This is a genomic window from Gemmata sp. SH-PL17 (genome assembly GCF_001610855.1).
Taxonomy (GTDB): Bacteria; Planctomycetota; Planctomycetia; order Gemmatales; family Gemmataceae; genus Gemmata; species Gemmata massiliana.
On sequence record NZ_CP011271.1, the window covers coordinates 1,272,163 to 1,289,714 of the forward strand.

A 17,552-nucleotide genomic window follows, 5' to 3' on the forward strand; every position below is an offset into this window, starting at 1 on the left:
GCGTTCATTCCAGGGGCAGTGACACTTTGGCCCCGGACGTGTGAGACAGCTCCAGCATCCCCTTCGCCACGGCCGCACCGACGAGCGAGTAGATCATGAACCGCCCGTCCTTTTGCGCGGTGACCAACTCGGCGTCCTTCATGATCTTGAGGTGGTGCGACACGTTCACGATTTCGGCACCGACTTCGGCCGCGAGTTGTGTTACGGTCTTCTCACCGGCCGCCAGCGCGCGGATCAGGGCCAGACGGGTCGGCTCGCTGAACGCTGCGAACCATGTGGCTTGCTGGTCCGGGGCGGAGTTGGAACGGGGCATCGGGTCTCGGGGTTAGGGAGAGGGACACAACGCGAACCGGTCACGATCAAATGCAAGGGTTGTTAGCTACTCTGACTCGGTGCGCGCGGCAGGGCCGACGGTTCGGTTTTGCCGGTAGATCGTGTGGCCGCGCTCAGCAAATCGGTCATCAGTCAGAGTACAGGATCTATCGATCCGCCGCAAGTTTATTAGTCACCGTGAGCCAATCCTCGTGACGTCTGAATGGCCTCGCGGGATTTTTTGTATTGGTCAGATTCCGTTGTGCATACGAGTCGTGTAACAACTCTTTTTGCACCGCGGTTCCAAGGTAACTTCACCCTTCTTCTTACTGAATTATACGGCACTTTTAGGCACTATAAGGCGTTCCGAGCGTTACCGTTTGTCGCACGTCGCGGATTATCACGTCACCGCCGTTACCAAACGACTCCGCGGTAATGTTGCTCCTTCGGGAAGGGCGATTCAGGTCGGCGCGTTCGCCCGTGTTGGTGGGAACGTGGTGCCGAGCGACACGGAAGAGTACGGGAATGGCCCCTGCGACTGTCGCGCAAGCTGCATACAGGGGCGAGGAAGGGCGCGGCGTACTGTCGCTCTCGTTCACCTGAAACGTTCGTTTCAGGCGCCGATTAGAATCTCACAGCAGAATGATCCACGCGGCGGAAAAGAAGATCGCGATGCCGCTCACGTCCACGACGGTCGCGACGAGTGCACCGGAGGCAATAGCGGGGTCGCCGCCGAGTTGTCGAATGATGAGCGGGATCACGCACCCGATCAGCGTGCCCCAGAGACAGATCCCGAGCACCGCGATCGAGATCGCCGCGCCGAGCCGCCACCGGCTGACGGGTTCAGTTCGGACCTCGCACTCCGCGGGGAACTGGTACTCCCACCACTCCGCGCTCTTCGTGGGAGCCTCGAGCCCCTTCGTGCCTTCCGGCAACCGGACCCGCGCGTTTTTCTCCGTCTTCGTTGTTTGCGGGGTTCCCGCATCGAGTGGCACGTCCCAGTATTTGGTGCCCCAGAGCGATGCCCCCTCTTGTGCGGGCAAGTCGGTCCCGGCGGGCACCCGAATGGAGAACGATTCGTTCACCTTCCGCGGACCGCTTCGCGTGTCGCTCGGAGTAAGCGCCCCGCGAATGAATGCGATCCCGCCCAGTGCCCCGCCCAGCGCCAGACCCATCATGAGCTCGCGGCGCAGCACGCGCTTCCAGTCGCGCGGGCCGACGAACCCCAGGGCCATTGCCCGAGTCACGAGCGTTGCGGCTTGCGTACCGGAGTTCCCGCCCGTTGAAATACACAGCGGAACGAACAGTGCCAGGACGACCACGGCCGCGATCAGTTCCTCGAACCGCTCCATCACGGTGAACGTGAGCAGTTCCGCGATGAACAGCACGGCGAGCCACTTCACCCGGCTGCGCCACACGCGGTAGAAGCTCGCGTTCAGGTAGTCGCCCTCGATCGGTCCGACCGCCGCCTGGCGCTGCAAGTCTTCGGTAGCCTCCTCGCGCACGACGTCGAGCACGTCGTCGTGGGTGACAATCCCGAGTAATCCGAACTGGTCGTCTACTACTGGTGCGGCGAGGAAGTCGTACCGGGCGAAGAGCTGCGCGACGGCTTCCTGGTCGTCGTCGTGCCGGAGGGTAACGAGCTCCGTTTCCATCAGCTCACGGATGAGTGCGTGCCGGGGCGCGAGGATCAGGTCGCGGAGCGAAACGACCCCCAGGAGCCGGCGCGGGCTGAGCGACCCGTCGGCGCGCCGAAGCGGGTCGTCGAGAACGACGTAGATGTAGTAGATCGTTTCGCGGTCCGGCGCCTGCTGGCGGAGCACGTCAATGGCCTCGGCCGCGGTGAGCGTCCCGGCGAGCCAGGCGTAGTCCGTGGTCATCAGCGCGCCGACGGTGTTCTCGCCGTACTGGAACAGCGTCGCAATGTCTCTACGGTCGGCCTCGTCCACCAGTCGCATGATGGACTCACTCACGCGCCCGGGGAGCCGGCGCATCAGGTCCACGCGGTCGTCGTGCGACATCTTGCCGAACAATTCGCCCATCTGCGGGCGCGCCTTCTCTGCCATCAGCACCTGTTGCTGCGGCGTAAGGTACTCGAAGATGGACGCCTGCGTGCGGATGCTCGCGTTACTGATGATCTCCCAAATCTGTTCCGGCGTGAGGTCGTCTTCGAGTGCTTCGGCCACTGTCGCGGGGTGCAGCGATTCGCAGAACTCCCGCAGGCCCGCGGAGTTCTTTTCCGCGAGCATCAGCTTGATCTCGGGGCTGAATAGCGGGTGAACCATCATCGCACCAAACGGAACGCGGAACGAAATCCGAGGCCAGCAGCAGTCGGAGCCGTTCCACCCGCTCGTTGGCACTCGCGGTTCACCCGAAGACAAAGGCGAACCGCGAGTGCCAACGAGCGGGTGGGCAGCAGCCCGCAGTTACGCGAGCACGAGGTTGTCGATCAGTCGGGTCGTGCCCAGGAACACGGCCACGGCCGCGACCGCGGGCCGATCGAGGCGCGCGAGCGGTTGTAGCGTCTCGGCGTCCACGACTCGCGCGTAATCGACCCGCGCTCCGGGGATCGTGGCCAGGTCCGCGGCCAGCGCCGATTCCAGCCGCGCGGCGTCGATTTCACCCGCCCCCGCCCGTGTGCGGGTCGCTTGCAGCATCTGGTAGATGCGCGGCGCAACCGTGCGCTCGTCCGTGCTGAGGTAGCGGTTCCGCGAACTCAGCGCCAACCCGTCGGCTTCGCGCACCGTGGGTTCGACGCGCACTTCAACAGGCACGTTCAAATCGCGCACCATTTGCGCGATGATGCGGGCTTGTTGATAATCTTTGGCGCCGAAGTGCGCGACATCGGGGCGCACGATGTTGAACAGTTTGAGTACGACGGTACACACGCCGCGGAAGTGTCCCGGCCGTGCGGCGCCACACAGGTGATCGCCCAGCTTCGCGACGTCCGCGAACGTGACGGAGTTCGTCGGGTACATCTCCTCGACGCCCGGCGCGAAGATGAGGCTCGCGCCGGCTTCGCCGCACAACTTCTGATCGGCTTCGATCGTGCGCGGGTACTTGGCGAAGTCCTCTTTCGGGCCGAACTGTGTCGGGTTCACGAAGATCGACACGACCACGAACTCGCGAGCGGCACGAACGAGCGCGGCGTGCCCCTCGTGGAGCGCGCCCATTGTGGGTACGAAGGCGATGGGCTTCTGAGCGGCGCGGGCCGCGTCAACGGCGGCCCGCACATCTGCGATCGTGGTGACAATCGGTGGGAGCATTCCGACCGAACCTCGGTGTATGGATCTCGAACCAGTACCGGGCGAACAGGGACGCTTACGCGGGCGCGTTTTGCGCTTCCAGCACCAAACCCAAATAGGAGCGCGGTTCTTTTTCCGAGAGCCCGAGTTCGGCGGCGGCGGCGAGCAACACTGCTTTCGCCGCTTCGTACTGCGATTCTTCCGCCAGAATTTCCAGTTCCACGAACTCGCCCACGCGGTCGACGCTGTCGAAACAGGCTTCGAGGTCGAACCCGTCCCGGTGGAACTGGTACACGCGGCGCTTTTTGCGGACCGTGGTCACCGGGCGGTACCCCAGTGAGACGAGCATCCGCTCCATGTCGGTCGCGGTCGCGTCCCCGTCCCCGAGCGGAACCTCGATCTCGGGACGGGTCTTTGTCTCGGTGTCACGTCGCGGACCTTTGTACGTGAGGCAGCTTTTCGCACCGATGCGCCGGAGCCGGAACGCTTCGTCGCTCGCTTTCAGGTCACGGTCGGGCGCCTGGAAGTAAAGATCCACATCGGTGCGATCCTGGACGAGCGTCGCGCCCCAATTCAGAAGCGTTGCGACCGCGGCGGTGCGGTCCGCGTTCCGGTACTTCACTTCGACTTCGAGCATCGTCTCTCGTGGTTGGAATTCCTATTTAGCCGCGACTGGAAGGGCACGAGATCCGACCACTGGCTAAGATGGTTTCTCTAGCCAGTTCTAGAAATTGCGTCGCCGTAGCCAAGTTCACGCACCCTCCCACCGCGCCGGTACCCTGTTCGGGCGCTCGTCGATCCGCTGGTCGCTTCTTCATCCGATTTTTGGGTCGTTCATCGCGGGTACTTTTCCACTACCGCAGATCGGTAATGAACGCACCTGGCACGCCGACCTCGACGAGCGCGCGGGCGAGGCTCACCCACTCGCCGCAGTTGTCGAGGATCATCGAGTCGGCGGACGCCACGAGGTCGCCGGGTTGTACCAGGACCGCGTCCGGGTTCAGAACCACCTCGGCGATCCAGTCCGGGTTCACCTCTCGGATCAGCCCCGCGAGCCGCCCGCTGTTCGACACCGGCGAGTCCAGCAACCACGTACACGGCCCCGCGCCCCACTCCGCGAGGTACCGGGCCGCCAGTTCCAGCGCCGGGCGCGTTTCGTCGACGTTCCGGTACGTGCCGTGGACGCTCGCGAGATCCCGGTAGCTCCCGTCGCGACAGGACAGGATCACCCCGCCCCCGAGCGCGGATTCTAGTGTCAGGATCAGGTTGAACCCGTCGATCCGAAGCGCACGCCCCCGTAGTGCCGCGATCCCGATCTCACGCGATCGGCGGCTGGTGAGTGCCGCGTCGGAGCACGCCGAGCGGAGTACTGCAATTCGCTGGCGTTCCACCAATTTGTACCGGTCCCCGACCAGTTTCAGGGCCGAAGCGTCGGCGTATCCGCGGGAGAACAGCCAGGAAAGGTCGGCCACCGCAGCGGTCAGTTCCGTGTGGGCTTCCGGGCCGAAATAGGTCGGATCTTGCGGACCGGGACCGCGGTGCTTGCGGGTATCGGACACGATGTTGCTCCATTTTGTTGCTGACCTCGACACGCGCCGGCGTCCCTGATCTACTTTCCCTTTTCCACCCCGAGGGGATCAGAGATGCCGCGCAGTGTCGTTACTCAACTCATGTTCGAGGGCAAGGCCGAAGAAGCGATGACGCTGTACGTCGCGCTGTTCAACGGTTCGGTAACCGCGATCGAAAAATACGGGCCGGGCGAGCACGGCAAGGAAGGTACGGTGAAGCGCGCCGAATTCACCGTCGGCGGGCACTACCTCGCGTGCATCGACAGCCCGATCCCGCACGCATTCACCTTCACCCCATCGGCCTCGTTGTTCGTCGAGTGCTCCGACGAGGCCGAACTCGACAAGGCGTTCGTGACCCTGTCCGAGGGCGGTGCTGTACTGATGCCGCCGAACAACTACGGGTTCAGTCGAAAGTTCACCTGGGTCAGCGACCGGTTCGGCGTGTCGTGGCAGCTCAACCTCGTGTGAGAACACCGTGGCGAAGATGAAACCGGCCGACACCGTGGAGGAGTTCCTCACCTCCCTGGAGCACCCGCACAAGCCCGCGATCCTTGCGGTCCGGGAGGTTTTCCTCAGCGTTCCCGGCGTCACCGAAGGTATCAAGTGGAACGCGCCCAGCTTCTGCACTACGGAGTGGTTCGCGACGTTCCACTTGCGAGCGAAAGCGGGCGTTCAGGTCATCCTTCACCTCGGCGCAAAGGTGCGGGCCGGGAACGGTGTCACGGTTGACGACCCGGACGGGCTGTTGGCGTGGTTGGGTAAGGACCGGGCGTCCGTCGTGTTTGCAGACCGGGCGGATGTAGCCGCGAAAGCCTCGTGTTTCACGACCTTGATTCGCCGGTGGATCGAGCACGTGTGAACCTGGGGTGTACCGGCTGGCCATCAGTCGGTAGCATATTTCGTTCCCCCCAGGAGCAGACATGACTATCGACGGAGTATCACAGACCACCGGGCTCGAGCGCCTGGTGGATGTTGGCGCGGACGCGGACGGCCTGAAGGTGACGATCCGGGACCGTAAACTGGAGGTCGTACTGGGTAGCGTTACGATCCCGGCCGAATCACTGATGGCCGTGCTCACGGAGCAGCCGAAAGGGGCTCAAACTCTCGCGGGTTCGGGAACACTGGAGGTCGAGATCCGGCGCAACGAGGTGCTGCTCTCGATCGGCGGTCCGGACGCGGCCGTCGGGCTCGACGACCTGATGGACGCCGTCGGCGGCGCGCTCCCGTCCTGATTCTCATACACCATACCGCCACACCATTCGGTGCATCTCGGAGCACTTGGGTTTCCGGAACCCGTCGTCTACTTTGAACGCATGAAACTGCTTTTGACGAACGACGACGGTATCGAGGCCGCCGGACTGGGCGCGCTACTTACCGCGACCCACGAACTGGGCGAAGCCGTGGTCGTAGCGCCCGCGGGGCCGCAGTCCGGGGTGAGTCACGCGGTCACCACGGGCACCGCTGTAAGATTCGAGACCCGCGGTCCCGGTCGGTACGCGGTTCACGGTACGCCGGCCGACTGCGTGCGAGTTGGGTTGCACCGGCTGTGCCCGGACGCGGCCTGGATACTGTCGGGCGTCAACCACGGCGGGAACCTCGGGGCCGACGTCTACTACTCCGGGACGGTAGCGGCGGTGCGAGAAGCGGTCCTCCACGGGTGGACCGGGATCGCGTTCTCGCACTACCACAAGCGGGGAATGGAATTCGACTGGGCGCGGGCGGCTCGTTGGGTCGGCGTCGTGCTCGCGGATCTGCTCGCTCGGTCCGTGGTGCCCGGGGCGTTTTACAACGTGAACTTGCCGCACCTCGCCCCCGATGCGCCGGACCCGGACGTGGTACTGTGCCCGCTCGACCCGCACCCGCTGCCACTGAGCTACCGGCACGAGGACGACGGCGGCATGCACTACGACGGCGACTACCACACCCGGAATCGGAGCGCCGGGGCCGATGTGGACGTCTGCTTCAGTGGGAACATTTCGGTCACTCAAATCAAACTACTCTGAGCGCCGCGTAAGCCCGTAACGTGACCCGTGAAGAGATTCGAGCGACTTGGTAAAGTAATTACAGACACCTGCCAAGTTTACGGAGTACGTGCGGTGCCCCAGCGTGTGACGGTCGCAAAAGTGGCGGACATCCCGGACGGCGGGAGCGTGGTGGTCAACGTCCTCAAGAGGGACGTCGCCGTGTTCAATGTGAACGGCTCGTTCTTCGCCGTCGATGACTTTTGCCCGCACATGGGCGCGTCACTATCGGGCGGGTTCGTTGAAGATGGGTGCGTGACGTGTCCGTGGCACTTCTGGCGGTTCCGCCTGTCGGACGGCGCGTGGGCGGACAACCCCAAGCAGAAGATCGGCGCGTACCCGATTCACGTCGTCGGGGACGATGTGCAGTTGGAACTGCCGGACCTGCCGGTTGTGTGACGGACCGTGCTTTCAATTTCGACGGGACCAACACCATGATGCGCGCGCGGTTCTGGTTCGCAGCGGCTCTCGTTGGGCTGGTGTGCGCGTTTGTCCCGGTGGCCCAATCGCAGCCGCAAGCGGCGCGAGGGAAGGCCGCGCCCAAACTGGAACCGGTCGCCGAAACGAAGTTGCTCATGGAAGGCATGGCGGACCCGAACACCCGCGCGCTCGGCAAACTGTTCGCCGCCAAACCCAAAGACGCGGAAGCGTGGGCGTTCGCACGCGGGCAGGCGCTTCTGCTCGCCGAAGCGGGCAACCTGCTCATGATGCGCCCGCCGAAGACGAAGGAAGGGCAGGAGCCGTGGCTGGTGCACGCGGCGGACCTGCGCGAGACCGCAACGGACCTGGCTCGCGCCGCGGCCGCGAAGGACTATCTCCAGGCACGCACGGCGCTCGCGGGCGTGGCGAACGCCTGCAACCGGTGCCATCAGGCATTCCGTGTGGGCGTGCGAGTGGACCCGTTCGCCGGTGAATAATCCCGGGTCAGAGTCCCACGATCCGGAGTTCCGTGGCCGGAGCGGACCGGGTTCCGTGCGGACCGTACCGTCCGACGCGCGTGTTCGTAACCTGTAACTTGAAACTTGGAACTTGAAACTCGGTACGTCGGCGTCTAGCCTGAGCGCGATTCGCGCAAAATTCCAACTCGCGATGGCCGAAGTACCAGTGACGCGGGCCGCGCGGCCCAACGCGACACTATTCACCCTCACCGAGTACCATTCACAATGTCCACCGAGCCGCACCCGCCGTCCGCCGTGCCGCCGGCCGGCGCACCGGCCCCGCAAATTCCGCAAAGGCGGGAAATTACGCTCATCAGCCACTCCATGCTGTTCTACTGGTGGCCGATCTGGTTGCTGGGGTCCGTAATGGCCGCGGTGACGTACTTCGAGGACCACCGCCTCGCGGTGCTGCCCGCGGGCACGACGGTCTCCGAGAAGAGAGACACCAAGGGAGACGTGTGGAAGGACGATAAGGGGAACACCTTCTACGAGGTCGGCGTTCCGGGGACCAGCACGACGAAGTCGCTGACCGGCGCGGTGGAGCGCTCGAAGCCCGTCCCGGGCGGCGGGACCGCCAACGCCTTCCCGACCCGCGTGTCGCAGAAGGTCTGGATGGCGCCGGTGTTCTGCGTCATCCTCCTGGTCACGGTCATCATCACGAACGTGCCGCTGCGCGGGCTGTGGTCGTTCCTGGTACTGCTGCTGTTCGTGGTGATCGCGCTGCTCATCACGCTGGTGCCCGACGGGTGGGACAAGGTGCTCGGGGCGCTCGGCCACCTGCACATTTACATCAACATGGCCGGGTACCTGTTCATCGCGTCGGTCGTGTTCGTGCTCTGGGGCGTGTCGGTGTTCATCTTCGACCAGCGCACCTACATCGTCATCACGCCGGGTCAGATCCGCGTGTGCGAGCACGTCGGCGCGTCGATCCGCACGTTCGACACCACCGGATTGTCGTTCGAGAAGCAGCGCGACGACCTGTTCCGCCACTGGCTGCTCGGCTTCTTCTCCGGCGACCTGATCGTGCGGACGGCCGGCGCCGAGCGCGAAACGATCCGCCTCCCGAACGTCCTCTGGATCGGCTGGCGCCTCGAAGAAGTGCAGAAGCTCCTGGCGGAAAAGGCGACCGTGACGCAGGCCTAATCGCTCACGGGCCAGGTGCTCGGCACCATATGAAACTCACGGGGCGTCGGGGACCGGTCTACAGCCGGTTCCCGACGCCCCGCCAATTTGAATGCTCGGTGCTGACTTGGTGGATTTAGTCTTTGGTTTTGTGGACCGGTACCCTGATTTCTAATTGGTGACATTAACTACTGAAGCCTCAATTGCTTGCAGCTTGCATAGTGCCTCCATTACCCAAATTTGACACCGGAGTTGACGCCCACTATCCTCGCAAACGACCACCGGGCGCTAACGACACCCGTGGTCGTGGCACCCGCCGTTTGTGGGGAACGCCCGCCGTGCCAAAGAGCGATTCGACCCCGTCCGAGTTTCCAAGTAAACCGAACGATCCGTACCCAAACTTCCCACTGTTTGCCCACGCCACGAAGCCCTGGGCCAAGAAGATCCGCGGGGGGATGCACTACTTCGGTCCCTGGGACGATCCCGAGCGCTGACCGCACGCCCCGATCCGAAGAACTCCCGAAGACGCCGGCCTCGTGTTCCTGACCGCGCGGGGAGTGAGCTGGCACAAGGCGAACCGGGAAGGCCGCACGATTTCCAAGGAGACGCGCAAGCTCGTGAAGGTTTTGGGGCTTACCGGGAACAAGAACTTCTGCGCGCGACGTCACACGTTCGAGACGATCGGGGAGGCCAAAGACCAGGTCGCGGGGGACCGCATCATGGGGCACGCACGCGACGAGACGGCCAGTGTGCATCGCGAGCGCATCAGCGGCGAGCGCCTCAAGGCCGTCAGTGACTTCGTGCGGAACTGGCTGTTCGGCGAGGAACGACGCGCGCCCGTAACTCCCAACCACACCTGAGACAGCTGGTCTGTCAAACCCAATACCAGCGCATCGAGAGACTTGCGCTGAACGTTCCACAACAGGGATGGCGGCATTGGGCACTCGGTTTCGTGCGATGCCGCGGTACGGTATCACGGTTCCAAGTGCTCAAACTATATCCACTTCCAGTTATGGCGCGTGAACGGCTTCAGGTCGGCGTAGTCGATGAACGTGAACGTGCTCTCGTTTCCGTTCCACTCCAACACACCGACGCTTCCGGGTTCCGGGTGGCCGTCGCGGGTGCGCATCTCGAACCCTGCGAGGTGGTACACCTCCGTGCGGCCGTAGTCGCGCTCGATCCTGCTGCCGGGACCGCTGTAGTGCCCGAAGAACGCGAACCGCGGTTGTGCCAGTTCAATCAGCGCGAGGAGTAAGTCACTGCCGTAGCCGGGGCGCTTCGCGTCTTTGGGCGCGTCGTGCATCAGGAGCACGTCGAACGCTTCGAGTGCGAGCCGGTCGACCGCTTTCTCGTGGATGTAGCCGCGCAGAGGGAGGTTCTGACGCGCGTTCGGCCCACCGCCGTCGACACCCCACACGGCCGCTGTCTTCAAGCCGCATCCGAATGAGTGAACCTCACCGTCCTTGATGCCGTGAACGCGACAGTAGGCGTCTACCGCGAAGTCCGATTGCTTGCCGGACGCCCGCGCGAAGCGCTCCAGTTCGTCGAAGTCCTCGTGGTTGCCGGCCGTGAACCAGAGATCGAAGTCGGTATTGGGGTCGTTGAACACGCGGTCGGCGATGTCGGTGCGAACCACCACATCGAGCGAGCCGAGTTCGAGCGGGTCGTCCTTCGCGTGGCGCAGCGTGGCTTTGTCGCAGTGCGAGAGGTCCGTGTAGTACCCCATGTCGCCGACCTGGAGCAGTCCCGCTAGGTCGCACCCGGTCCGCGCCGACCAGTACGACGCGAACCGAAACGCCGGCAGAATGCGCCCGTGCAGGTCGCCGAACACGAGGAACGCGGTGCGGTGAGAGGATGGAGCGTCCATGCGGGCAACGACACGCTCCGCACGAACGAGGTTCGGCAACCTGTCGTTCGTTGGTGGCGCATCAAACGAAAGAACCCCGACCGAAGTCGGGGTTCCTTGAGTTCTTTTTGAACTGGGGTTACTTCTTCTTCAGCACGGTTGTGGATTCGCCCGAGACAGGGCCGGCCATTTTGATTTTGACCTTGAGGTCGTCCATCTTCTGCGTGCCTTCCAGTTCGATCTTCCCGGAGAAACTTTCCTTCACGTTCACGCCGGTCTTGAGCGAACGGTAGGTGGTGATCTTCAGGTCCATCTTCACGTCGATGGTCGGCTCGCCCTCGTCCTTCATTTTCCCGGTGATCTTGCCGGCCGACTGGATGACGGCGCAGTCCTCGCCACCTACCTTCTCGATCTTCACGAACTTCTGGTCGAGTTTGCCCTTCACGTCGGTGAACGAGCTGCCGAGCATCTTGACGAGCGCGCCCCCATCCACCTGCCACGTGTGGCCGACCTTCACCTTTGCTTCCGGGTACAGGTCGTCGTCGTTCTCGATCCCGTTGCGGCCGTCGAGTTCCTTCGTTTGCTTCTCCGTCGGCTTGGTGTCGACCAGCGAGTGCTTCCAGTTCTTGCCGTCGCGTTCGCTGATGATGATTTCCTTTTCCAGTGCGCCCGGTTCGGTGTGGCTCATATCCTGGCCGCCGAGGTTGGCGGTCACGTCGGTCTTCTCTTCGACGATCTTGATCTGGCACTTGGTGACGTTCCGCCCGTCCACGGCGAGCACCTTGGCTTCTTCTTCGCTGGTCGAGTTCAGGGTGATTTTCAGATCCACCGACTGGCCGGCCAGCTTCATCGTGGTGTCGGCGTCGCGGATCTTGAACGTCCCCTTGGTGACGAACACCTGACCCTTTTCGGGCGCCGGCCCGCGGAGGTCGTATGCGTCGTCGGCCGCACGGACCGGACCAACGGCTCCGGCGAACAGTACGGCCGCGGCCCCGAGTACCCAGTTGAGCTTGAGCATTGGTCGTTCCTCTCGAAGTTGAGGCAGCAGCCCCTCATCTTCCGGGTTCGTTCGTGAAAGGGCAATATTTCCACGCGGAAAGGGGTGACCGCGGGTTCTCACGAATTAGTGCGGGTGTGGATGCGGGTGCGGGTGATCGTGGCCGTGATCCTGCCCGGCCGCCCCCGCGAGTGCCAGTGTGCCGGTGTGAACGCCCTTGAGTCCGCGGATCGCAGCCGCCAAGTTCTGGAGCGCCCCGCCGGGGCCGCGTAGTACGATCACTTCCATGCAGCGGTCGTGATCCAGGTGAACGTGCATTGATGCCACCACCTGGTTCGCGTGATCGTGCTGAACGGCGAGCAACTTCTCGACCAAGTGCGGGCGGTGGTGGTCGTAGACCAACGTGAGCGTGGCCGTAACCGGCTGGTCGTTCGCGTCGAAGGCGTCGCGCGTGAGCGTTTGCCGGAGCAATTGCCGGATGGCCTCGCTCCGCGTGGCGAACGAGCCGTCGCGGACGAACTTGTCGAACTCTTCGAGCAGGTCCGCTTCGAGCGACACCGAAAAGCGCGTGAGATCAGACACGACCGCCTCCACTCTCGTAGTCGCCGATTCTACACACGCTTTTCACTTGTCTAAGCCCCCTCGCGCGATATTACGAATGTGAATTTCATCACACTAGGGCCGCCCCGATGCGAACCTCTCGCTCCCTCCGCGCCGGTTTCACGCTGATCGAGCTGTTGGTGGTGATCGCGATTATCGCCATCCTCATCGGGTTGCTGCTCCCCGCGGTTCAAAAGGTTCGCGAAGCAGCGGCACGCATGAAGTGCAGCAACAACCTCAAGCAGATCGGTCTGGCGCTGCACAACCACGAGAGCGCGACCGGAACGTTCCCGAACGCCTACTGGCGGAAAACGTGGGCCGTCGACCCGACGAATCCCAAGGGGCACTTCCGCTGGTCGGCGCTTGCGCAACTCACACCGTACCTGGAACAGACCGCGGTGTACAACGCCCTCGATTTGAGCGTGCCGTTGTACGGTGGCGGGTCGGTTCAACCGCAGGTGATCCCGTTCCCGCAAAACCGTGCGCCACTCGCCGCGATCGTGTCGACGTTCCTCTGCCCGTCGGACGAGTTCCGCGTGGTGAAGGCGGATCAGGGACCGAGCAACTACGTCGCGTGCGTCGGGAGCAACGCGAGCGGCGACGCCCTCACGGGCGACGGTATCTTCTACGGGGTGGACCGGGACGTGGTTCTGAACCCGGGTGTGAAGATCGCGGGTGTCACGGACGGGCTGAGTAATACCGTCGCGTTTTCGGAATCGCTTCTCGGTGCCGGTGGAACGGCCCCGGCGGGAGCCACTGACGTGCGCCTCTATTACAAGAACGCGAACCCTTTGACTCAAGCGAACTGCGATGCCAGCACGACGCTCGTGACTGATCGCGGCGCGCTATGGGCGGACGGGGCGTACAACTGCGGGCTGTACAACAACGTGCGCACGCCGAACAGCCCGCTGATGGACTGCGTGCAACACAGTAACCCCGCGTGGAAAGCCGCACGCAGTCGGCACACGGGCGGGGTTAATGCGTGCCTCGCCGACGGGAGCGTGCGGTTCGTAACCAATAGCATCGCCCCGCAATCGTGGGCCGCGGCCGGCACGCGGGCGGGCGGTGACCTGCCCGGTAATGACTGGTAAGAACGGACCTCACCGCAGCACGGGTTTCCCGGTTCGGAACGCTTCCTCCACGATGTCCGCGGCGCGAGCGACACCGGGAACCGCCTTCATCTGATCGCGACTGCGCTCGGACGCAGCGCGGTACTTCGGGTCGGCGAGGAGTCGCTTGAGCGCTGCGTGCAGGCGCGGTGCGGTCGCGCTGCCGGGCTTCAGAATCTCCCCGGCGCCCAGCCATTCCACACGTCGGGCCACTCCGGGCTGGTCGTTCGTCACCGGAATACACAACATCGGCAGCCCGCGCGACAGCCCCTCCAGGGCGGTGTTCAGGCCCGCGTGTGTGATGAGTAAGCTCGCTTTGTCGAGCAGCGTCAGTTGCGGGGCGAACGGTACCACGATCGCGTTCGTGGGTACGGGACCGTCCCACACGGCGTCTTTTCGACCAAGCGAAAGTGCGACCTGCACGTCGAGCGTGGAGCACGCTTCGAGGATCGCGGCGAACACGTGGTGGAGTCGATTTTGGAGCGTACCGAGGGAGGCGTACACGAGCGGCCGGCCGTTGAGCTTCTCCCACGGGAACGGCGCGGTCTCGGAATCGCGCTGCGGACCGTGCCAGGGGCCGGTGTAGTGGAAGTGTGCCGGGAGCTGTTTGCGCGGGAAGTCGAACAGCGCCGGTTGTTGTGCGATTTGCGCCAGACCAATGGTCGTGTTGGAGCCCATTGAGTACCGAGGGAGTTTGTGCTTGTCGCGGTACTCGTTCACCACGCGCACGAGCGGCGCCGCGGCCATTGTGAGCAGCGTGTTACCGAAACGGTTGCGGAGCTCGCCGAGGAGCCCGGAGCGGTGCTTCCAGCCGAGAACCGGCGGCGGAACGGCCGGTTCCTGGTGAACCGCGAGCGCGTTACAGATCATCACGAACGGCAACTTGTGTGACTCGGCGACCGCGGACCCTTCGGGCGTGACCTGGTCGGACAAAATGCCGTCGACGCCCGCTTTCGTGATCGCATCGGGCATGTCACGCAGGCCCGTCAGCGCGGCGTCCCGGAGCAACTGGCCGGTGAGCTTCAGCGCGGCAATGCCCTTTAGTTCCGAGAGCCGGACCCGGCTCGCTGTGTACTCCCCGGACTCGTGTTCCGGCACGCCGATGGGCAGGTGCTCGAAGCCGCACGCATCCGCTTTGGGCTTCGACTCGGGCGAGCCGATGAGTGAGATTCGGTGCCCGCGGCGTGCGAGTTCGCGCCCGAGGGTGGCCATCGGGTTCAGGTGGCCGTGCATCGACGGGCAAACGAGCGCGAGGTGCATGAGGGCGTCCCGAGGAACGAACGGGCGACACGCCTCAAAGTACGTGAGCGGAAGAAAAGTGGATGCAGGATTTTCCCTGGGAACGCGGACGTCTCGTCCGCTTAATGTGCTCTGCGTGTGGCTTCTGGGATTTGGCAGAAGCCACTGGATTTTCGCTACCTGTGCGGACGGGATGCCCGCGGTTCCCGGAGAAGGGCGGATTCGTTATGCCGCGATCGATCCGCGCCCGACGGGGAGGGGGCCGCGATCCAGGTTCCGGCGCTCGCGGACCACATAGGGCCGCTTGCCCTGGCTCTCGAAGTACACGCGGGTGAGAACTTCGCCCATCAGCCCGAGGGACACGAACTGCACGCCGATCAGCCCCGCGACCGCGCCGAGCAGGAACAGCGGGTTCGCGGTCATGCCGGGGCCGGTGGTGTACTTCATCACCGCGCTCGCGGCGACGCTCACGAAACCTGCCAGCACGCACAACAGCCCCATGCTACCGAACAGGTGCATCGGGCGCGTCTGGAAGCTCCCCAGGAACTTCACCGTCATCAGGTCGAGCATCACTCGAATGGTGCGCGTGAGCGTATACTTCGACTTGCCCGCGGTACGCGGGTGGTGGCGCACGGGGATCTGAGTGACGGCCGCGCCCTGCTGCATGATGAGCGCGGTGATGAACCGGTGCATCTCGCCGTACAGTACCAGCCCGTCGAACACTTCCCGGCGCACCGCGCGGAGCGTGCAGCCGAAGTCCTTGAACGGCACGCCAAGTACCTTGCGGATGAGCCAGTTCGCCATCAGGCTTGGCACCTTCCGCAGCAGCAACTTGTCCTGGCGCTTCGCGCGCTGACCGAGGACCGCGTCGTAACCGCCCTCGGTCATTTTCGCGATCATTAGCGGGATGTCGGCCGGGTCATTCTGGAGGTCGCCGTCCATCGTGACGATGACGTCTCCCGCCGCGGCGTCCACGCCCGCCTGGGTCGCGGCGCTTTGGCCGAAGTTGCGGCGCAACCGCACCACTTTGATGCGGGCGTCCTCGCGGGCGACGGTTTCCAGTTCGGTGAACGTGCCGTCGGTGCTACCATCGTCCACGAACACGAGTTCCCACGACGCGGTTCGCGACCCGTCGAGCGCCTCGCGCACGCGGGTAAACATCGGGCGCACGTTCTCCCGCTCGTCTTTGACGGGCACAACTACGGATAGGAGCATTGGAAGAACCTCTCCCGGCCTTCATGGGCAGGGCTTAAAGCCGAAAACCGTGTGAGTGCATTTGTTTCTGTTCCCCCCTTCCTTCCTAGGGAAGGGGGTTAGGGTGGGTGTGAAGAACCCCTCCCCAACCCCTCCCCTAAGCGGAGAGGGGCTTAAACCCATCGCAGATGATTTCGCGTCTGTCCCCCCTTCCTTCCTAGGGAAGGGGGTTAGGGGGTTAGGTTCTCCCCTAGGTAACAATCACGTTCGTCATCAGTGGTTCGGAGCCGTACTGCACGAAGTCGGTGTTGAGCAACTCGATCGGTTGGCCGTGGAGCAGGTCCGCGTGGAGCATGTAGCTTCCGGCCGGTTGCGGCGGGATGCCGCACACGAGGTCGATGTGCTCACCGGGGTTCACGACGCGAGCAAGGTGTCCGACGTGAGCCTTGTGTTTCGTTTCGCCGGCCGGATGATCGGTGAGCGTGTGCCGCAACCGGATGCCGCCCGTGCCGCCCGGGGTGAACGTCCACGGTTCGATGGACGTGTTCCGTGCCCGCACCGTGACGCTGAACCCACGTCCGGCTGGGAACGTCTTCGGGCCGATCAGTGAAAGGTCCGCGCGGTAGGGGCCGGGGCAGTAATCGGTGTTGACCCAGCGCCGGAACCGGTCCGGGGCGTGTTCCTCGTTGCGTGCGGTGAGCCACGCCGCGTAGTAGTCGAAGAACTCGTCCAGCACCGCGGTACGGCCGTAGGGGAAGTGCCCGTACCGGAACCACATCTGGTGCCGGGCGGTCGCCAGATCCTCATTGGTCATGAGTAGTTTCGCAACGGTCGAGGCCAACCCGGTGCGGTCGGCCCCGCGCTGGCAGTGCATCACGATCGGGTACGCGGTGTGGTCGAATACATCGACAAGGCGCTTCACTTCGACCGGCGCCGGGTATCGCTTCGCGGAGAGGGTAATGTCTTCCTGGTTGATGTTCGCGGTGTGCGAGGTTTGGCACTCGCCGATGTACCACGGCATGTTGCTGCACACGCCACGCAGGTTCACAACGGTGCGAATGCCCTTTTCGGCAATGAACTGCTGGAGCGGTTCCGGCTTGAGTTGCGCGGTGCGGTACACGCGCCCGGGGATCACGGTGTGAACGTTGGTGAACGCGACCACCCGCAGGAACTCCGCACCGAACCCGAGCGCGACGGCGCCGCTCGCGAGCTTGAACAGCCGGCGGCGGGAGAATCTGCGCACGGGTGCGGAAACGGGCGGTGTGGTGCCCGGTACCGGTGGCGCGGGTATTGGGGTGGCTTCGGGTGCGTCCATGCGCCGCGGAGAATGCCACAAGCCGGGCAAGGACGAAAGGCCAACT

General features: G+C 64.0%; 21 protein-coding genes. 10 read left to right on the plus strand and 11 right to left on the minus strand.

The window, feature by feature from the left end; translation table 11 throughout:
• Positions 1–4: 4 nt before the first annotated feature.
• The 5 genes from VT84_RS05150 to VT84_RS05170 all read right to left on the minus strand — a co-directional run bounded on the left by VT84_RS05150 (position 5) and on the right by VT84_RS05170 (position 5,116).
• Positions 5–313, minus strand: coding sequence for an ArsR/SmtB family transcription factor (locus tag VT84_RS05150; protein ID WP_052560551.1), 309 nt, complete (start codon positions 311–313; stop codon positions 5–7).
• 631 nt (positions 314–944) lie between these two features.
• Entirely contained in the window at positions 945–2,600 is a 1,656-nt protein-coding gene (mgtE, locus tag VT84_RS05155; protein WP_082838748.1) for a magnesium transporter, read from the minus strand.
• Between the two features lie 138 nt (positions 2,601–2,738).
• On the minus strand, positions 2,739–3,578 hold the full coding sequence (gene panC / locus VT84_RS05160) for a pantoate--beta-alanine ligase (RefSeq protein WP_082838749.1): 840 nt from the start codon (positions 3,576–3,578) through the stop codon (positions 2,739–2,741).
• A gap of 55 nt (positions 3,579–3,633) precedes the next feature.
• Positions 3,634–4,194: a class IV adenylate cyclase gene (cyaB, locus tag VT84_RS05165; RefSeq protein ID WP_082838750.1), complete on the minus strand. Its 561-nt coding sequence runs from the start codon at positions 4,192–4,194 to the stop codon at positions 3,634–3,636.
• A 217-nt stretch (positions 4,195–4,411) separates the two neighbouring features.
• Entirely contained in the window at positions 4,412–5,116 is a 705-nt protein-coding gene (locus tag VT84_RS05170; protein ID WP_162271596.1) for a DUF434 domain-containing protein, read from the minus strand.
• Positions 5,117–5,200: 84 nt separating this feature from the next.
• Between VT84_RS05170 and VT84_RS05175 the strand changes: the two genes are divergently transcribed.
• The 9 genes from VT84_RS05175 (at position 5,201) to VT84_RS05210 (ending at position 10,066) form a co-directional block, all read left to right on the plus strand.
• Positions 5,201–5,593 (plus strand): VOC family protein, encoded by a 393-nt coding sequence (locus VT84_RS05175; protein WP_082838752.1) that lies wholly within the window; start codon positions 5,201–5,203, stop codon positions 5,591–5,593.
• Positions 5,594–5,609: 16 nt separating this feature from the next.
• A complete protein-coding gene (locus VT84_RS05180) occupies positions 5,610–5,984 on the plus strand; it encodes a DUF1801 domain-containing protein (RefSeq protein ID WP_239465906.1) in 375 nt (124 codons plus the stop codon).
• Positions 5,985–6,045: 61 nt separating this feature from the next.
• On the plus strand, positions 6,046–6,357 hold the full coding sequence (locus VT84_RS05185) for a hypothetical protein (RefSeq protein ID WP_052560558.1): 312 nt from the start codon (positions 6,046–6,048) through the stop codon (positions 6,355–6,357).
• Between the two features lie 81 nt (positions 6,358–6,438).
• Entirely contained in the window at positions 6,439–7,128 is a 690-nt protein-coding gene (gene surE / locus VT84_RS05190) for a 5'/3'-nucleotidase SurE (protein ID WP_082838754.1), read from the plus strand.
• A 93-nt stretch (positions 7,129–7,221) separates the two neighbouring features.
• Complete coding sequence (locus VT84_RS05195; protein WP_082838755.1) at positions 7,222–7,545, plus strand: Rieske (2Fe-2S) protein; 324 nt, start codon at positions 7,222–7,224, stop codon at positions 7,543–7,545.
• Positions 7,542–8,063 (plus strand): cytochrome c, encoded by a 522-nt coding sequence (locus tag VT84_RS05200; RefSeq protein WP_082838756.1) that lies wholly within the window; start codon positions 7,542–7,544, stop codon positions 8,061–8,063. Before VT84_RS05195 ends, VT84_RS05200 begins: the two co-directional genes overlap by 4 nt.
• Positions 8,064–8,309: 246 nt before the next feature.
• Positions 8,310–9,227 carry a hypothetical protein gene (locus VT84_RS05205; protein ID WP_082838757.1) on the plus strand — a complete coding sequence of 306 codons (918 nt, stop codon included), beginning with the start codon at positions 8,310–8,312 and terminating at the stop codon, positions 9,225–9,227.
• A gap of 317 nt (positions 9,228–9,544) precedes the next feature.
• The gene (locus tag VT84_RS38095; protein ID WP_157469200.1) at positions 9,545–9,700 is read left to right on the plus strand and encodes a hypothetical protein; all 156 of its coding nucleotides are present in this window, start codon (positions 9,545–9,547) and stop codon (positions 9,698–9,700) included.
• Positions 9,701–9,742: 42 nt separating this feature from the next.
• Positions 9,743–10,066, plus strand: a complete 324-nt coding sequence (locus VT84_RS05210; RefSeq protein WP_082838758.1) for a hypothetical protein — start codon at positions 9,743–9,745, stop codon at positions 10,064–10,066.
• A 134-nt stretch (positions 10,067–10,200) separates the two neighbouring features.
• Here VT84_RS05210 and VT84_RS05215 read toward each other — a convergent pair whose 3' ends face one another.
• The 3 genes from VT84_RS05215 to nikR form a co-directional block, all read right to left on the minus strand.
• Positions 10,201–11,073 (minus strand): hypothetical protein, encoded by an 873-nt coding sequence (locus VT84_RS05215; protein ID WP_082838759.1) that lies wholly within the window; start codon positions 11,071–11,073, stop codon positions 10,201–10,203.
• A 118-nt stretch (positions 11,074–11,191) separates the two neighbouring features.
• On the minus strand, positions 11,192–12,070 hold the full coding sequence (locus VT84_RS05220) for a hypothetical protein (protein ID WP_052560565.1): 879 nt from the start codon (positions 12,068–12,070) through the stop codon (positions 11,192–11,194).
• Positions 12,071–12,175: 105 nt separating this feature from the next.
• On the minus strand, positions 12,176–12,631 hold the full coding sequence (nikR, locus tag VT84_RS05225; RefSeq protein ID WP_162271597.1) for a nickel-responsive transcriptional regulator NikR: 456 nt from the start codon (positions 12,629–12,631) through the stop codon (positions 12,176–12,178).
• Positions 12,632–12,738: 107 nt separating this feature from the next.
• On the opposite strand from nikR, the gene VT84_RS05230 reads away from it, so the two are divergent.
• Positions 12,739–13,740 carry a DUF1559 domain-containing protein gene (locus VT84_RS05230; protein WP_052560567.1) on the plus strand — a complete coding sequence of 334 codons (1,002 nt, stop codon included), beginning with the start codon at positions 12,739–12,741 and terminating at the stop codon, positions 13,738–13,740.
• Positions 13,741–13,749: 9 nt separating this feature from the next.
• Here the strand turns inward: VT84_RS05230 and VT84_RS05235 are convergent, their stop codons facing one another.
• The 3 genes from VT84_RS05235 to VT84_RS05245 all read right to left on the minus strand — a co-directional run bounded on the left by VT84_RS05235 (position 13,750) and on the right by VT84_RS05245 (position 17,434).
• Positions 13,750–15,018, minus strand: coding sequence for a glycosyltransferase (locus tag VT84_RS05235; protein ID WP_082838760.1), 1,269 nt, complete (start codon positions 15,016–15,018; stop codon positions 13,750–13,752).
• Positions 15,019–15,222: 204 nt separating this feature from the next.
• On the minus strand, positions 15,223–16,212 hold the full coding sequence (locus VT84_RS05240) for a glycosyltransferase family 2 protein (protein WP_082838761.1): 990 nt from the start codon (positions 16,210–16,212) through the stop codon (positions 15,223–15,225).
• A gap of 229 nt (positions 16,213–16,441) precedes the next feature.
• Entirely contained in the window at positions 16,442–17,434 is a 993-nt protein-coding gene (locus VT84_RS05245; RefSeq protein ID WP_162271598.1) for a tyrosine-protein phosphatase, read from the minus strand.
• Between the last annotated feature and the right edge of the window lie 118 nt (positions 17,435–17,552).

What these genes read in the sequence shown, in the direction of transcription:
- panC (WP_082838749.1), bottom strand. Translation starts at nt 3,578, where the DNA reads ATGCTCCCACCGATTGTCACCACGATCGCAGATGTGCGGGCCGCCGTT.
- VT84_RS05215 (WP_082838759.1), bottom strand. Translation starts at nt 11,073, where the DNA reads ATGGACGCTCCATCCTCTCACCGCACCGCGTTCCTCGTGTTCGGCGAC.
- VT84_RS05230 (WP_052560567.1), top strand. Translation starts at nt 12,739, where the DNA reads ATGCGAACCTCTCGCTCCCTCCGCGCCGGTTTCACGCTGATCGAGCTG.
- VT84_RS05205 (WP_082838757.1), top strand. Translation starts at nt 8,310, where the DNA reads ATGTCCACCGAGCCGCACCCGCCGTCCGCCGTGCCGCCGGCCGGCGCA.
- VT84_RS05185 (WP_052560558.1), top strand. Translation starts at nt 6,046, where the DNA reads ATGACTATCGACGGAGTATCACAGACCACCGGGCTCGAGCGCCTGGTG.
- VT84_RS05240 (WP_082838761.1), bottom strand. Translation starts at nt 16,212, where the DNA reads ATGCTCCTATCCGTAGTTGTGCCCGTCAAAGACGAGCGGGAGAACGTG.
- cyaB (WP_082838750.1), bottom strand. Translation starts at nt 4,194, where the DNA reads ATGCTCGAAGTCGAAGTGAAGTACCGGAACGCGGACCGCACCGCCGCG.
- mgtE (WP_082838748.1), bottom strand. Translation starts at nt 2,600, where the DNA reads ATGATGGTTCACCCGCTATTCAGCCCCGAGATCAAGCTGATGCTCGCG.
- VT84_RS05220 (WP_052560565.1), bottom strand. Translation starts at nt 12,070, where the DNA reads ATGCTCAAGCTCAACTGGGTACTCGGGGCCGCGGCCGTACTGTTCGCC.
- VT84_RS05175 (WP_082838752.1), top strand. Translation starts at nt 5,201, where the DNA reads ATGCCGCGCAGTGTCGTTACTCAACTCATGTTCGAGGGCAAGGCCGAA.
- VT84_RS05235 (WP_082838760.1), bottom strand. Translation starts at nt 15,018, where the DNA reads ATGCACCTCGCGCTCGTTTGCCCGTCGATGCACGGCCACCTGAACCCG.
- VT84_RS05150 (WP_052560551.1), bottom strand. Translation starts at nt 313, where the DNA reads ATGCCCCGTTCCAACTCCGCCCCGGACCAGCAAGCCACATGGTTCGCA.
- VT84_RS05180 (WP_239465906.1), top strand. Translation starts at nt 5,610, where the DNA reads ATGAAACCGGCCGACACCGTGGAGGAGTTCCTCACCTCCCTGGAGCAC.
- surE (WP_082838754.1), top strand. Translation starts at nt 6,439, where the DNA reads ATGAAACTGCTTTTGACGAACGACGACGGTATCGAGGCCGCCGGACTG.